We start from the raw sequence: 14,715 nt of genomic DNA on the forward strand, positions 1-14,715 counted from the left end.
AACAGAAGGGGCAAGTGTATGGCTGGACTGGATAAACGGGTTGCCACTTATCAAGAGGCGCTGGAAGGACTAACCGATAACATGACGTTGCTGGCTGGCGGTTTTGGCTTATGTGGGATCCCTGAGAACCTGATTGCCGAAGTACGTCGTCGGGAGGTTCAAGGGCTTACGGTTGTGTCAAACAACTGCGGCGTGGATGGTTTTGGCCTTGGTGTACTGCTGGAAACGCGCCAGGTACGCAAGGTTGTCGCATCTTATGTGGGTGAAAACGCCCTCTTTGAGCAACAGGTACTTAATGGTGAACTGGAAGCTATCCTGACGCCGCAGGGCACGCTGGCAGAGCAACTGCGTGCGGGCGGTGCGGGGATCCCGGCCTTCTATACCGCAACCGGATACGGGACCCCGGTTGCGCAAGGCAAAGAAGTTCGCGAGTTTGCCGGACGCCCTTACATCTTAGAACAGGCGATAACCGGTGATTTTGCGTTGGTTAAAGGCTGGAAAGCCGACTGGTACGGCAACGTTATTTATCGCCACACCGCGCAGAATTTTAATCCGCTGATGGCCGCCGCCGGGCGTATTACCGTTGTGGAAGTCGAAGAAATTGTCCCTCCCGGAGAACTGGATCCCGCCGCAATTCACACCCCAGGAATTTTCGTTAACCGCCTGATTCAAGGGCAGTTTGAAAAACGTATTGAACAACGCACCCTGCGCCAGAAAGGAGCCTGACCATGTTAACGCGTGAACAAATGGCGATGCGTGTTGCCCGCGAACTGCGCGACGGTTATTACGTCAACCTTGGGATTGGTATCCCCACTCTGGTGGCGAACTATATTCCCGATGGCATGGACGTAATGCTGCAATCGGAAAATGGTTTGCTGGGTATGGGCCCGTTTCCTACGGAAGATGAAATTGATGCTGACATGATCAACGCCGGGAAACAGACCGTGACGGCGCGCAAAGGTGCGGCGATCTTCGATTCGGCGCAATCTTTCGCCATGATCCGCGGCGGCCACGTTGATCTTACGGTGCTTGGCGCATTTGAAGTGGATGTTAACGGCAATATCGCCTCATGGATGATCCCCGGAAAAATGGTGAAAGGCATGGGCGGCGCGATGGACCTGGTTGCCGGAGCCGACAACATCATCGTGGTGATGACGCATGCCTCCAAAAGCGGAGAGTCGAAACTGCTCCCCGCCTGCACCCTGCCGCTGACCGGCGTAGCCTGCATTAAACGCGTGCTTACCGATCTGGCGCTACTGGAAATTGCCGACGGCGCGTTCATTCTGCGTGAGCGTGCGCCGGGCATCAGTGTGGATGAGATTGTCGCCAGAACCGCCGGCAAGCTGATCGTTCCCGAAAATGTCCCCGAAATGCACTTTAGCTGAGGAGCTGACCATGCAGGATGTTGTTATTGTCGCGGCAACGCGCACCCCGATTGGCAGTTTTCATGGCGCACTGGCGCCGCTTTCGGCGGTTGAACTGGGTTCGGTGGTGATCCGTTCGTTGCTGGAAAAAACAGCCGTGACCCCTGAGCAAATTGATGAAGTGATTTTAGGTCAGGTCCTGACGGCGGGCTGCGGCCAGAATCCGGCCAGACAAACGGCATTACGCGCAGGCCTGCCGGTAACTACGCCGGCGTTAACCATTAATCTGGTGTGCGGCTCGGGCCTTAAAGCGGTGCATCAGGCGGTACAGGCTATTCGCTGCGGCGATGCGCAAATCGTGATTGCCGGTGGGCAAGAGAGCATGAGCAATGCGCCCTATTTTCTCGATGGCGCTCGGGCGGGCCTGCGACTGGGTCATGCCAGCATGAAAGACAGCGTGGTGCATGACGGTCTGTGGGATGCGTTCAACGACTATCACATGGGCATTACCGCCGAAAATCTGGCGGATAAGTTTGCCATTAGTCGTGAGCAGCAGGACGCTTTTGCCCTTCGCTCCCAGCAAAAAGCCGCCGCCGCCATTGAAGGTGGTCGTTTTAGCGCGGAAATCACGCCGGTCAGCGTCCCACAGGGCAAAAAACCGCCGCGTGTAGTGGATCATGACGAACAGCCACGTCCGGATACTCAGGCCGATAAACTGGCGCAGCTCAAGCCAGCATTTCGCCCAGGTAACGGCACGGTGACCGCCGGGAATGCCTCGTCAATCAATGATGGCGCCGCCGCGGTAATGTTGATGAGCGCCGCCAAAGCGGCAGAACTCAACCTGCCGGTTATGGGCCGGGTGGCGGGCTACGCCGTCTCCGGCGTCGACCCTGCGATTATGGGCATTGGGCCAGTAGAAGCGTCACTCCAGTGCCTGAAGCGAGCGGGCTGGACGTTAAATGATGTCGATCTCATTGAAGCCAACGAAGCCTTTGCCGCACAAGCGCTGGCGGTTGGCGAATCCCTGAACTGGGACGGTAATCGGGTGAACGTGAACGGCGGAGCGATTGCGCTGGGCCATCCCATTGGTGCCTCAGGTTGTCGAATTCTGGTGACACTGCTGCATGAAATGTCCCGCAGCAATGCCGTCAAAGGGCTGGCTACGCTGTGCGTAGGCGGCGGTCAGGGCGTAGCACTGGCGGTGGAACGTTCTCAGGAGGCATCTCATGCAAAGTAAACCTATCTGCGTACTGGGTGCGGGTTTGATGGGCGTCGGTATTGCCACTCACTTCGCCCGGTATGGTCACGATGTCTGGCTGTATGACACCGACAGCAGCCGCATTGCGGACATTGGCGCCGTTGCCAGCGGCATTATGGATGAACTGATTGCTACCGAACAGTTTGCCGCAGACGAAAAAACACAGGTTGTGAGCCGTCTGCATGGCACTACCTCGCTACAAGATATTGCCGCGTGTGGGTTGCTGATTGAAGCCATCCCGGAGCGACTCGAACTCAAGCACGCGTTGTATGCGCAACTGGAAGAGCTGATCGCGCCGGAGGCCGTGATTGCCAGTAATACCAGCGGCCTGCCGCCGGATGCGCTGGCAGAAAAGCTCGCCCATCCCGAACGCTTGCTGATCGCCCATTTCTGGCACCCGCCGCATTTTATTCCGTTGGTCGAAATTGTCCCCGGCACGGCCACGAAGCCAGAATACCTGCATGCGCTGCAACAGCGACTGCTTTCAATGCAACTGGAAGCCGTGGTGCTCGATCGCGCCGCACCGGGGTTTGTTGGTAATCGCCTGCAGTTTGCCCTGCTGCGCGAAGCGTTGCATATCGTCAAAAGCGGTATCGCCAGCGCAGAGGTGGTGGACCAGGTCATGCGCGCCTCGCTTGGTCGTCGCTATGCGATGGTTGGTCCGCTGGAGGCGGCAGATATGACCGGACTTTCTACGGTGCAGGATATTTGTCGGCATCTGCTACCGGAACTGGCAACCGGTAGCGACATGATGTCGCTGGTCGCTGACAAAGTTGCCAACGGTGATACCGGTTTACGCAGCGGTCAGGGATTTTATCGTTGGGATGATTCGCGCAAGGAATATATCCAGCAACGCAGAGAGCATCAGCTGCGCTTTGCCCTGAAACCGTAACTTCTCTTTCTGTACCCCACTATAACAATGATATTGAGGAGTCATGATGAGTGTATTAATCGCCCTGGCAGCGCTGGGCCTGCTGATGCTGGCAGCCTATCGCGGATATAGCGTCATACTTTTTGCCCCCATCGCGGCATTAGGTGCTGTATTGCTTACCGAACCCAGCGCCGTCGGACCTGCTTTTACCGGCCTGTTTATGGAAAAAATGGTCGGTTTTGTGAAGCTTTACTTCCCGGTGTTCTTGCTGGGAGCAGTGTTTGGCAAGTTAATCGAGTTATCTGGTTTTTCACGCTCCATTGTCGCCGCCGCCATCAACATTCTCGGCCGTCGCCACGCCATCCCGGTGATTGTGCTGGTGTGTGCGCTGTTGACCTACGGTGGCGTGTCGCTGTTTGTAGTGGCGTTTGCGGTGTATCCGTTTGCGGCGGAACTGTTCCGCCAGAGTAATATCCCAAAGCGCCTGATCCCGGCAACCGTTGCGCTGGGGGCCTTCTCTTTCACTATGGACGCCCTGCCAGGCACGCCGCAGATCCAGAATATTATTCCGACCAGCTTCTTTGGGACTAACGCCTGGGCCGCGCCGTGGCTGGGTTTGATAGGTTCCGTGTTTATTATCGTTGTCGGTCTGGTTTATCTCGAGCGCCAGCGTCGTAAAGCCCAGTCGAAGAATGAAGGATATGGCACTGAACTGTTAAACGAGCCCGAAACGCCAGATAACATTAATCTGCCGAACCCGATAATTGCTATCTCTCCGCTGATCCTGGTTGGCGTATTTAACCTGCTGTTCACCCGCTGGATCCCCCAATGGTATGGCGCCACGCATCAGTTAGAGCTTCCGGGTCTTGCCAAACCGATTACCACCGAAGTCGGTAAAATCACTGCTATCTGGGCGGTAGAAGCGGCGCTGATTTCTGGAATTTTACTGGTGGTACTCTTCGGCTATCGCAACATTAAAGGTCGCCTGGCGGAAGGGAGCAGAACGGCGGTTGGCGGTGCGATCCTCGCAGCGATGAATACCGCATCAGAGTACGGCTTTGGCGCAGTGATCGCCGCCCTGCCGGGTTTCCTTGTGCTGTCCAAAGCGCTGGCGGCCATTCCCGATCCACTGCTCAATGAGGCTATCAGCATCACCACGCTTGCCGGGATCACCGGTTCGGCGTCTGGCGGGATGAGTATTGCCCTCGCCGCCATGTCTGACACTTTTATTGCCGCTGCCCATGCCGCCAATATCCCACTTGAAGTCTTCCACCGCGTGGCGTCAATGGCCAGCGGTGGTATGGACACCCTGCCACACAACGGCGCGGTCATTACCCTGCTGGCCATTACCGGTCTCAGCCATCGTCAGGCGTACGGTGGGATTTTTGCCATTACCGTCATTAAAAGTCTGGCCGTGCTGTTTGTTATCGGCGTCTTCTACACCACCGGAATTGTTTAAGGAGAATCATCATGAACTTAACGGGAAAAACTGCCCTTGTAACCGGTTCAACCAGCGGTATCGGATTAGGCATCGCACAGGTGCTGGCGCAAGCGGGAGCAACCCTGATCCTTAACGGGTTTGGCGATGTTGAAGCCGCCAAAGACGCCGTGGCGCAGTATGGCAAAACGCCGGGCTATCATGGCGCGGACCTGAGCGATGAAGCGCAAATTGCTGACATGATGCGCTATGCTGCAAGCGAATTTGGCGGTGTGGATATCCTGGTCAACAACGCCGGGATCCAGCACGTTTCACCGGTGGAAACCTTCCCGGTTGATAAATGGAACGCGATTATCGCCATTAATCTCTCTTCTGTCTTTCACACCACGCGCCTGGCGCTTCCCGGCATGCGTAAGCGTAACTGGGGGCGCATTATTAATATCGCTTCTGTTCACGGGCTGGTGGCCTCAAAAGAGAAGTCCGCCTATGTGGCAGCGAAGCATGGCGTGGTGGGACTAACCAAGACCATTGCGCTGGAAACCGCGCAAACGGGCATCACCTGCAATGCGCTGTGCCCCGGTTGGGTGCTCACACCGCTGGTCCAGCAGCAGATTGATAAACGTATTGCCGAAGGCGCTGAGCCTGAAGCCGCGCGTGACGCCCTGCTGGCGGAAAAGCAGCCGTCGCGCGAATTCGTCACGCCGGAACAGTTGGGTGAGCTGGCGCTATTTTTGTGCTCAGACGGCGCGGCGCAGGTGCGAGGCGTTGCGTGGAATATGGATGGCGGTTGGGTAGCGCAATAACATCATCTGGTGCCGGATAAGACGCAGTCGCATCCGGCACGCCACGATTAAGACTTCAACTGATAATCCAGCGTAATTTCCGCGTTCAGCACCTGCGATACCGGGCAGCCCGCTTTCGCTTTCTGGATAATGCCGTCAAACGTGGCGGCATCGATCCCCGGGACGCTCACCTCGCTGTGCAGCGCGACTTTGGTGATAGCAAACCCGGCATCCACTTTATCCAGAGAAACATCGGCAGTGGTATCAATGGCATCTGGCGTAAAACCCGCTTCGCCCAACATCAGAGAAAGCGCCATTGAGAAGCAGGCCGCATGGGCCGCGCCAATCAACTCCTCGGGATTGGTGCCTTTCACCCCTTCGAATCGGGTATTAAACCCATACGGTTGCTGATTCAACACGCCACTTTCGGTCGATACGGTACCTTTACCGCGCTTAATGTCGCCTTCCCAGTGTGCCTGACCTTTCTTATGGATAGTCATTACCGTTCTCCTGTGTTGTCGTTGGAGTTACAAGTATAGGACGGCTGGGAAAAAGCATGGCACATACGGGAAAGTTCTCATTTGCCGCTTAAGCATTGACCTTTCAGATAAAATGACCGACCATCCAGAAAGCCGTTCTTTTGAACATCGGCTTTCTATCAGGTTGTATTTCGTCCGTTGTCATACGGGCTCGCCCTTGAAACCAGTAACAGGATTAAGGAGTTAGAATGAAATCGAACCGTCAGGCCCGTCATATTCTCGGACTGGACCACAAAATCTCAAATCAACGTAAATCCGTGACCGAAGGTGACAAAACCAGCGTGGTCAATAATCCTACCGGAAGAAAGCGCCGCGCTGACGGCAAGTAGACCTTTCGCACGTCTGACTGAATAACGAGATAAACACCATTGCAACCGCAGTGGTGTTTTTGCTTATAAAACCCCTTTACCCATTCACAATGCTTTATACTTCGCCCGTTTCCCTGGCGAACAGGCCACATACGATCATAAAGAGTGCCAGGGACGGTTATTCAAAAAAGAGTGAGTGACATGGAAAACGAAACTAAAAAACTGCGTTCCCTTTACATCCCTTACGCTGGCCCGGTACTGCTGGAATTCCCCTTACTGAATAAAGGGAGCGCTTTCAGTGTGGAAGAACGCCGTAACTTCAACCTGCTGGGGTTACTGCCGGAAGTGGTCGAGACGATTGAAGAACAGGCCGAACGCGCCTGGATCCAATATCAGGGATTCAAAACTGAAATTGATAAACACATTTATCTGCGCAACATCCAGGACACCAACGAAACCCTGTTTTACCGACTCGTGCATAATCACCTCGATGAGATGATGCCGGTTATCTACACCCCAACGGTCGGCGCGGCCTGTGAGCGTTTCTCTGAGATCTATCGTCGCGCGCGCGGCGTATTTATCTCTTATCAGAACCGCCACAATATGGACGACATCCTGCAAAACGTTCCTAACCACAATATCAAGGTTATCGTCGTTACCGATGGCGAACGTATTTTGGGGCTTGGCGATCAGGGCATCGGCGGAATGGGGATTCCAATCGGTAAACTGTCGCTGTATACCGCGTGTGGCGGAATTAGCCCGGCCTACACCCTGCCGGTGGTACTTGACGTCGGGACCAACAACCAGCAACTGCTCAACGATCCGCTGTATATGGGCTGGCGTAATCCGCGCATCACTGATGATGAGTACTACGAATTTGTCGATGAATTCATCCAGGCCGTGAAGCATCGCTGGCCGGACGTACTGTTGCAGTTTGAAGACTTCGCGCAGAAAAACGCCATGCCTCTCCTGACCCGTTATCGCGATGAAATCTGCTCGTTTAACGACGATATTCAGGGTACCGCGGCGGTGACCGTTGGCACGCTGATTGCTGCCAGCCGCGCGGCCGGTAGCCAGTTGAGCGAACAAAATATCGTCTTCCTCGGGGCGGGTTCCGCCGGTTGCGGGATTGCCGAGCAGATCATCGCGCAAATCCAGCGTGAAGGCTTAAGCGAAGAAGCGGCACGTCAACGCGTATTCATGGTTGATCGCTTTGGCCTGTTAACCGATAAGATGCCGAACCTGCTCTCTTTCCAGACCAAACTGGTGCAAAAACGAGAAAACCTCCAGCACTGGGATACGCAAGAAGATGTGCTGTCGCTACTCGACGTGGTACGCAACGTTAAGCCGGATATCCTGATTGGTGTTTCCGGACAGACCGGCCTGTTTACAGAAGAAATCATTCGCGAAATGCATAAACATTGTCCGCGTCCGATCGTCATGCCGCTGTCTAACCCGACTTCCCGCGTAGAAGCCACGCCACAGGATATTATCGCCTGGACAGAAGGTAATGCGCTGGTTGCGACCGGTAGCCCGTTCGCACCGGTACTGTGGAAAGAGAAAATTTATCCGATCGCCCAGTGTAACAACGCCTATATCTTCCCGGGTATTGGTCTGGGGGTTATTGCTTCTGGCGCGTCGCGCATCACTGATGAAATGCTGATGTCGGCAAGCGAAACGCTGGCGCAGTATTCACCGCTGGTGCTCAACGGCGAAGGACTGGTGTTACCGGAGCTGAAAGACATTCAGACGGTGTCGCGCGCCATCGCTTTTGCCGTAGGGAAAATGGCCCAGCAGCAAGGCGTGGCGGTTAAAACGTCCGCCGAAGCGCTACAACAGGCGATTGACGATAATTTCTGGCAGGCGGAATATCGCGACTACCGTCGTACTTCTATCTGACGCTTTGCCCGGCGGCAAACTGCTGCCGGGCAATGTTAAGCGTTTGATGAACAAAAGGCTGTATGTGGATTACTGCTCTGAAAGTTCAAGCTCAGCAATAACCGGCAGGTGATCGCTCGCCGTAGACCACGTAAATTCGGATGAATTATGTGGGATCTGCAGATTTTTGACGTTCCACTTTTGCCCTTTAAATGTGAAAATATGGTCTATATCAATCGCTGGGTTAACGGCTGGCCAACTGCGCGTATCAATTCCCTCTTTCGTCACTTCATTGAAAAAGTAACGTATTTCTTTTAGGGGTTGTTCATCCCGGGTTGAATTGAAATCGCCCGCCAGGATTTTAATTGAAGATGCGATATCCGGGAAATCTGTTGTTGCGTCACCAATGCTAATATCTAACAGGTAACGCGCCTGCTCAGTTCGCATGGTTGGATCTTTTTGCCAGTCGAGGTGAGTTACCATGATGATCGGTGCGGAATCAAAGCCGGGAACATCAATCTGCGCCAGTAATGCCACACGTTGTTCTGCATCACCCGACGGTAATTTCACGACCTGCGAATGCAGTATTTTATATTTGGAAAGAAGACCTAAGCCGTATTCACCGCCGTCAAAGTCGATAGCTTTTCCAAAGACATAATGCAGTTTATTGGCATCAGCGATTTTTTTGAGTTGATCAATTTTTTGGCTACGACCTGTTTTATTATCAACCTCCGGAACCGCAATAATATCGGCATTTATTCTTTCAATCGCCGAATTAAGTGCAGTAAAATCCGCTACATCAGCAGAGGCTTCATTTTTACCAATGTTATAGGTGGCAATCTTTAAATGAGGTTTTTGTTGCGTGTAAATTTTGTCGGGAACCCCACCTTTTTGAACTTTAAGTATCTCATTACCCGCAAGTTTTTCACTTGCCTGTGCATTTGCAAATAAACATCCCAGCGCAATCATCGTTAATGTAATTGTTTTTTTCATGTTATCTATTCTCCAAATAATAAAATAGTGTGCAGAGGATACTGGAGAATGTAGATCGTTGTTGTGATCCTTAACTCATACTTTTGACGCGATGAAAATTAACTTTCGCATGAATAATCTGCGTTCATTCCTTCTGAATCAAGGTAACTGTTCCCGTATCAGTGTTTACGGTTCCAATGCTGTCGCGTGCAAAGCTTGCGCGACTGCGTAACTTGCGATTACACTTTCGCTACCGATCAACATTCTGAAAAACAAAAGGAGGATACTTATGCTGTACTGTGAACGTTTTATCGTTTCACATGCTTTTGGCGATCGCCAGTGCTCAAGCGTTATCGGTATCGTGCTGCGATAACTTCTGCTTGAGCGAAGCTAACTTCTAAATCCCCTTCTCTCGGGCTTACCGGGTTATCGTCAGCGATGTTTGACGAGGCGTTTTCACGCCTGTAACTCTTGAGTAAGCAACAATGAGCACATTACTAACCGCACAATCCTTACACGTTGATACGGCATTCGGCACGCTATTCGACGATCTTTCCTTTACCCTGAAAAAAGGCGACCGCATCGGGCTTATCGGTTACAACGGCTGTGGCAAAAGCACGCTGTTAAAACTGCTCGACGGCACGATCTCGCCCACCAGCGGGGCAATCGCGCAGGCGAATCACTGTCATCTCGCTCGTGTGGAACAACATCTACCTGACGATATACTGCCGCTTACGCTGCAGGAAGCCGTTCTCGCTCAACTTCCCGAGCATGAACGCGCAGCTCAGCAGTGGCGGGTTGAAGCACTGCTTGCCGAAATGGGGTTCACGCCGGAGAATTTATCCCTGACAGCACAAACGCTGAGCGGCGGCCAACATACGCGTCTGCTATTAGCGCGGGCGCTGATGCGAAATCCTGACTTACTGCTGCTGGATGAGCCGGGTAACCACCTGGATTTGCCCACATTACTGTGGCTGGAACAGTTCTTACAGAACTGGTCTGGCAGTTTTGTGGTGGTTTCTCACGACCCGCAGCTGCTGGACGCGGTGACTCACGGAACGTGGATCTTGCGCGATCGCACTCTCCATGCTTTTGATCTGCCCTGTAGCGCGGCGCGTCAGGCGCTGGCAGAAAGAGACGTCAGCGATGCTTTGCGCCATAAGGCTGAACAAAAGGAGATCGACCGTGTGACCGCCAGCGCCAGGCGGCTGGCTACCTGGGGGCGGGTCTACGACAACGAAGATCTCTCCCGCAAGGCCAAACAGATGGAAAAACAGGTACAGCGCCTGAAAGAGGTACAGACGGAAGTGACGTCAGGAAGTCAGTGGACGCTAACATTGCAGGGGGATGCTCTGCGTGCGGATCGTTTGCTGGAGATGACAAATCTGTCCGTAGCCCCCGCTCCCGGCGCTGATACGCTATTTTCCATTGCCGGTATCCGGTTAAAAAGTGGCGATCGCGTGGCGATTGTCGGGCGTAACGGTTGCGGGAAATCGTCGCTGTTAAGGCTTATCTGGCAACAGTTTCAGTCACAGATGGCATCACCTTCACTGGTGTTACACCCGCGCGTTACGCTGGGGTATTACGACCAGACGCTGCATCAGCTCGCAGACAACGATTCGTTATTTGACGCGCTGGAAGCGTTTGCCCCGCAGCCGGAGATTCGCAAGATGGCGCTGATTAGCGCGGGTTTTCCGTGGGTCCGACATGCGCAGCGAGTCAGTACATTAAGCGGCGGTGAACGATCCCGGCTGCTGTTTGTGGGTCTGACGCTTGCGCGCTACAGCCTGCTAATGCTCGATGAACCGACCAACCATCTGGATATGGAAGGTAAAGAAGCGCTGGCAGAAACGCTGCAGAGCTATAACGGCGGCGTGTTGCTGGTCAGTCATGACCGTCAGCTTATCAGCCAAAGCTGTAACCGGTTTTGGTTAATCGACAATGGCGAACTGAGCGAATGGCACGATCTGGACGCGGTCAATGCGCGTATTCGGGAAACATCCTCTGAGATAACTGTTCCCAAAACGGTGGTCGAAGCGAGGTCCGAAATCAGCGTTGACAGCGATGGATTGCTGGAACAACTCCTCGAGCTGGAGCAACGTCTGGCCGACGATCTCGCCCGCAAGCCAAAACATCAAAAACCGTTGTTACAGGCACAATGGCGAAAGGAGATTGAGCGTCTGAACTCACAACTGGAGTAAACTCTGGTGCCGGATGGCGTACGCTTATCCGGCCTACATCAGCAAAATGCGCGTGTAGGCCAGCCATCCGGCAATTCTTGCGTGACCCTTTCCAGATATTGCCCCTCTCCCTTTTTCTTTTCGCGCATTCGCCGCACAATTATAAATATCACAATCTTGTTGTTGCGTTTAACGCAACACTAATGGTAGTGTTCCTCCCGAAGGAACAGAGATGATACGGATGATCATGAACTTCAGACACAAGGGATTGCGCGATTTGTTTCTTCATGGACGAACATCAGGCGTTATGGCGAAACATGTCCGACGATTACGACACAGGCCTGCCGTTATTGATGCGGCAAGTAAGGTTACAGATATCAATATGCCCGGCTATAAGCTACATCCTCTGGTGGGTGAGCGTGACGGCATATGGGCAATTTCTGTTTCAGGTAACTGGCGTATTACGTTTGAATTCGTCAATGGCGATGCGTACATACTGGACTACGAGGACTATCATTGATGAAGATGGCAAATCATCCCCGTCCTGGGGATATCATTCAGGAAGCGCTGGACGAACTCAATGTCAGCCTGCGCGAGTTTGCCAGGGCTATGGAAATTGCACCTTCAACGGCAAGTCGACTATTAACCGGGAAAGCGGCCCTGACGCCTGAGATGGCAATTAAACTCTCTGTGGTGATTGGCAGTTCACCCGAAATGTGGTTAAACCTGCAAAATACCTGGAGTCTGGCAGAGGCCCAAAAAAGCGTGGATATTTCACGCCTGCGTAAGCTGGCAGTACAATGATAAAAGTAAATGCCGGATCAACTTTTGCCATCCGGCATGCTAATTATTGCTGCGGTTTTTTCTCTTTCCAGGCCTCCCAGGCCTGTTTGATCTCTTGCTTCGCCGTAGCGGCATCGTTGAAACCGTTTAATTCGACCTTCTTGCGCCCTTCCGGCAGATCTTTGTACACGCGGAAGAAAGATTCCAGACGTTGAACTTCAATCTTTGGCAGATCGCTCAGCTCTTTGATGTTGTCATAAGTAGGGTCAATTTTACTGGCCGGAACGGCAACAATTTTGTCGTCCTTTTCACCGCCGTCGATCATCTTCAGTACGCCAATAGCGCGCAGCTTAATCAACGTTCCCGGAGTCAGCGGCGCGCGGGTATAAAAGATAACATCCAGCGGGTCGCCGTCACCGGCTAAAGACTGGGTCAGAGAACCGTAGTTGGCGGGATAGGCAACCGGCATGGACTGGAAGCGATCGGCAATGATAAAACCGGTTTTGGCGTCAGTTTCATATTTGATTATTCCACCTGCCGGGATTTCGGTCACGGCATAAAACTCTTCCGGGTTATTCTCCGGCTGCGGAAATTCGAGGACATTCTGCGCCTGAGCGGATGCACAAAGAAATAGGCTGACTGCGAGTAATTTTTTCACCAGATGCATTGTCTTTTAACTCTTCTATTATTGGAAAGACAACACCTTACGTTCAGCAGATGACAGAAACATGACGTTTTTTTGGCAAAAAAATGGCGCTACATCGGTAGCGCCATTACGTACAGGGAACGTCAGGAGTTAGTTAACCCCTTCCTCGCTCTCTTTTTTCGCTTCTTGTCTTTCAACTTCGCGATACCAGCGTGGGTGATGTTTCTTCGCCCAGCGACGGCTCACTTTCCCTTCAACCATGCCTTTAATCGATCCTTTCACCCAGAATGCCATATACATATGGATGAGGATGGCGTGCATCAGGATAATCCCCGCCGCCGCATGGATCAGCAGGCTATAGCGCACAACCTGCATCGGGAAGAACTGCGCAAAGTACGGACGCCAGATAATGATACCAGTAATCAACAGCACGAAAATCATGCTCATGATTGACCAGAACATCATTTTCTGCCCGGCGTTGTACTTGCCCACATCCGCCACTTTATGTTCATTGCCTTTCAGCACTTCCACAATGTTTTTCAGCCACGGGATATCTTTTTTATCCGGGATGTTGTGGTGAACAAAGCGTACAAACATGAACATCAGCGCCACGAAGATCAGTATGCCGAAGAACGGGTGCAAAATGCGTCCCATCTGCGGCGTACCGAAGGTCTGCGTCAGCCATTGCAGAGTCGGGAAGAAAAAAGAAATCCCCGACAACGCAACCAGGAAGAAGCAAATCACCACCGTCCAGTGACAGGCGCGGTCGATAAACTTCGTGCGCACAATCATTTTCGACTTACTCATGATGATCCTCCTCGTCGTCGTCCACTTCCTTATTCGGGCCGATACCAATGTAGTGGTAAATCAGCCCGGCGAAGGTGGCGATAAATCCGGCAGCGGCCAGCGGTTTCAACGCCCCTTTCCACAGATTGATAGAGGTATCGATCTGCGGATCTTTCGGCAGGCCATGATACAGCTCAGGCTGGTTGGCATGATGCAGAACGTACATAACGTGCGTACCACCTACACCTTCCGGATTGTAGAGACCGGCGTGTTCGAAACCGCGTGCCTTCAGTTTTGCCACGCGCTGTTCGCCCATTTCCAGCATTTCCTGCTTAGTGCCGAAATGTATTGCACCGGTCGGACAAGTCTTCACGCAGGCAGGTTCCTGCCCGACGCTGACCCGGTCCACACACAGCGTACATTTATACACGCGGTTATCCTCTTTATTGAGGCGCGGAATATTAAATGGACACCCGGCAATACAGTAGCCGCAGCCAATACAGTGTTCTGACTGGAAATCGACAATCCCGTTGGCGTACTGGATGATAGCTCCGGCAGACGGGCATGCCTTCAGGCAGCCCGGATCTTCACAGTGCATACAGCCATCTTTACGAATCAACCACTCCAGCTTGCCGTTCTGTTCGGTTTCGGTAAACCGCATCACCGTCCAGGACTTGGCGCTGAGATCGGCGGGGTTGTCATACACCCCGACGCAGTGGCCGACTTCATCGCGGATATCGTTCCACTCTGAGCATGCCACCTGACAAGCTTTACAGCCTATACAGGTGGAAACGTCGATCAGCTTCGCGACCTCCGCTTTATAATCACGGGCCTGAGGCGGCGGCGTGATGGAGTTTGTTGCGGACCTTTTGATGATGTCCTGCGTTTCCATAGACATATGTTCGCCTCC

15 protein-coding genes and 1 pseudogene are annotated in these 14,715 nt (G+C 53.1%); 11 read left to right on the forward strand and 5 right to left on the reverse strand.

What is annotated here, in order from left to right:
* The first annotated feature begins 18 nt into the window (after window positions 1-18).
* Genes OGV94_RS10985 through OGV94_RS11010 form a run of 6 tightly spaced genes read left to right on the forward strand, consistent with a single transcriptional unit; the run spans window position 19 to window position 5,734 of the window.
* A complete protein-coding gene (locus tag OGV94_RS10985) occupies window positions 19-726 on the forward strand; it encodes a CoA transferase subunit A (protein ID WP_043016312.1) in 708 nt (235 codons plus the stop codon).
* A gap of 2 nt (window positions 727-728) precedes the next feature.
* Window positions 729-1,385, forward strand: coding sequence for a CoA transferase subunit B (locus OGV94_RS10990; RefSeq protein WP_047411246.1), 657 nt, complete (start codon window positions 729-731; stop codon window positions 1,383-1,385).
* A 10-nt stretch (window positions 1,386-1,395) separates the two neighbouring features.
* On the forward strand, window positions 1,396-2,601 hold the full coding sequence (locus tag OGV94_RS10995; protein WP_043016310.1) for an acetyl-CoA C-acetyltransferase: 1,206 nt from the start codon (window positions 1,396-1,398) through the stop codon (window positions 2,599-2,601).
* Window positions 2,591-3,514 carry a 3-hydroxyacyl-CoA dehydrogenase family protein gene (locus OGV94_RS11000; RefSeq protein ID WP_043016309.1) on the forward strand — a complete coding sequence of 308 codons (924 nt, stop codon included), beginning with the start codon at window positions 2,591-2,593 and terminating at the stop codon, window positions 3,512-3,514. The genes OGV94_RS10995 and OGV94_RS11000 overlap by 11 nt, the downstream gene beginning before the upstream one ends.
* A 43-nt stretch (window positions 3,515-3,557) precedes the next feature.
* Window positions 3,558-4,952, forward strand: a complete 1,395-nt coding sequence (locus OGV94_RS11005) for a GntP family permease (RefSeq protein ID WP_196770167.1) — start codon at window positions 3,558-3,560, stop codon at window positions 4,950-4,952.
* An 11-nt stretch (window positions 4,953-4,963) separates the two neighbouring features.
* A complete protein-coding gene (locus OGV94_RS11010; protein WP_043016307.1) occupies window positions 4,964-5,734 on the forward strand; it encodes a 3-hydroxybutyrate dehydrogenase in 771 nt (256 codons plus the stop codon).
* A gap of 47 nt (window positions 5,735-5,781) precedes the next feature.
* Here the strand turns inward: OGV94_RS11010 and osmC are convergent, their stop codons facing one another.
* Window positions 5,782-6,213 carry a peroxiredoxin OsmC gene (gene osmC, locus OGV94_RS11015; RefSeq protein ID WP_042308368.1) on the reverse strand — a complete coding sequence of 144 codons (432 nt, stop codon included), beginning with the start codon at window positions 6,211-6,213 and terminating at the stop codon, window positions 5,782-5,784.
* Between the two features lie 227 nt (window positions 6,214-6,440).
* Here osmC and sra point away from each other — a divergent pair, with 227 nt between their 5' ends.
* The gene (gene sra / locus OGV94_RS11020; protein WP_043016306.1) at window positions 6,441-6,581 is read left to right on the forward strand and encodes a stationary-phase-induced ribosome-associated protein; all 141 of its coding nucleotides are present in this window, start codon (window positions 6,441-6,443) and stop codon (window positions 6,579-6,581) included.
* Window positions 6,582-6,761: 180 nt separating this feature from the next.
* On the forward strand, window positions 6,762-8,459 hold the full coding sequence (maeA, locus tag OGV94_RS11025) for a malate dehydrogenase (RefSeq protein ID WP_043016305.1): 1,698 nt from the start codon (window positions 6,762-6,764) through the stop codon (window positions 8,457-8,459).
* Between the two features lie 69 nt (window positions 8,460-8,528).
* Here maeA and OGV94_RS11030 read toward each other — a convergent pair whose 3' ends face one another.
* Window positions 8,529-9,431, reverse strand: coding sequence for an endonuclease/exonuclease/phosphatase family protein (locus tag OGV94_RS11030; protein ID WP_043016304.1), 903 nt, complete (start codon window positions 9,429-9,431; stop codon window positions 8,529-8,531).
* A 464-nt stretch (window positions 9,432-9,895) separates the two neighbouring features.
* Here OGV94_RS11030 and OGV94_RS11035 point away from each other — a divergent pair, with 464 nt between their 5' ends.
* The 3 genes from OGV94_RS11035 (at window position 9,896) to OGV94_RS11045 (ending at window position 12,394) form a co-directional block, all read left to right on the forward strand.
* Window positions 9,896-11,611: an ABC-F family ATP-binding cassette domain-containing protein gene (locus OGV94_RS11035; RefSeq protein ID WP_286523329.1), complete on the forward strand. Its 1,716-nt coding sequence runs from the start codon at window positions 9,896-9,898 to the stop codon at window positions 11,609-11,611.
* A 220-nt stretch (window positions 11,612-11,831) separates the two neighbouring features.
* The gene (locus tag OGV94_RS11040; RefSeq protein WP_181634717.1) at window positions 11,832-12,110 is read left to right on the forward strand and encodes a type II toxin-antitoxin system RelE/ParE family toxin; all 279 of its coding nucleotides are present in this window, start codon (window positions 11,832-11,834) and stop codon (window positions 12,108-12,110) included.
* On the forward strand, window positions 12,110-12,394 hold the full coding sequence (locus OGV94_RS11045) for a HigA family addiction module antitoxin (protein WP_043016302.1): 285 nt from the start codon (window positions 12,110-12,112) through the stop codon (window positions 12,392-12,394). Before OGV94_RS11040 ends, OGV94_RS11045 begins: the two co-directional genes overlap by 1 nt.
* Window positions 12,395-12,439: 45 nt before the next feature.
* On the opposite strand, the pseudogene OGV94_RS11050 reads toward OGV94_RS11045, so the two are convergent.
* The 3 genes and pseudogenes from OGV94_RS11050 to fdnH all read right to left on the reverse strand — a co-directional run.
* Window positions 12,440-13,040 (reverse strand): annotated as a pseudogene (locus tag OGV94_RS11050) (inorganic diphosphatase); the annotation flags it as partial.
* A gap of 129 nt (window positions 13,041-13,169) precedes the next feature.
* A complete protein-coding gene (gene fdnI, locus OGV94_RS11055) occupies window positions 13,170-13,826 on the reverse strand; it encodes a formate dehydrogenase-N subunit gamma (protein WP_003020054.1) in 657 nt (218 codons plus the stop codon).
* Window positions 13,819-14,703 (reverse strand): formate dehydrogenase N subunit beta, encoded by an 885-nt coding sequence (gene fdnH, locus OGV94_RS11060; RefSeq protein ID WP_003833024.1) that lies wholly within the window; start codon window positions 14,701-14,703, stop codon window positions 13,819-13,821. Before fdnH ends, fdnI begins: the two co-directional genes overlap by 8 nt.
* Between the last annotated feature and the right edge of the window lie 12 nt (window positions 14,704-14,715).

The sequence above is a fragment of the Citrobacter sp. Ce006 genome (assembly GCF_030336535.1).
Lineage (GTDB): Bacteria > Pseudomonadota > Gammaproteobacteria > Enterobacterales > Enterobacteriaceae > Citrobacter > Citrobacter europaeus.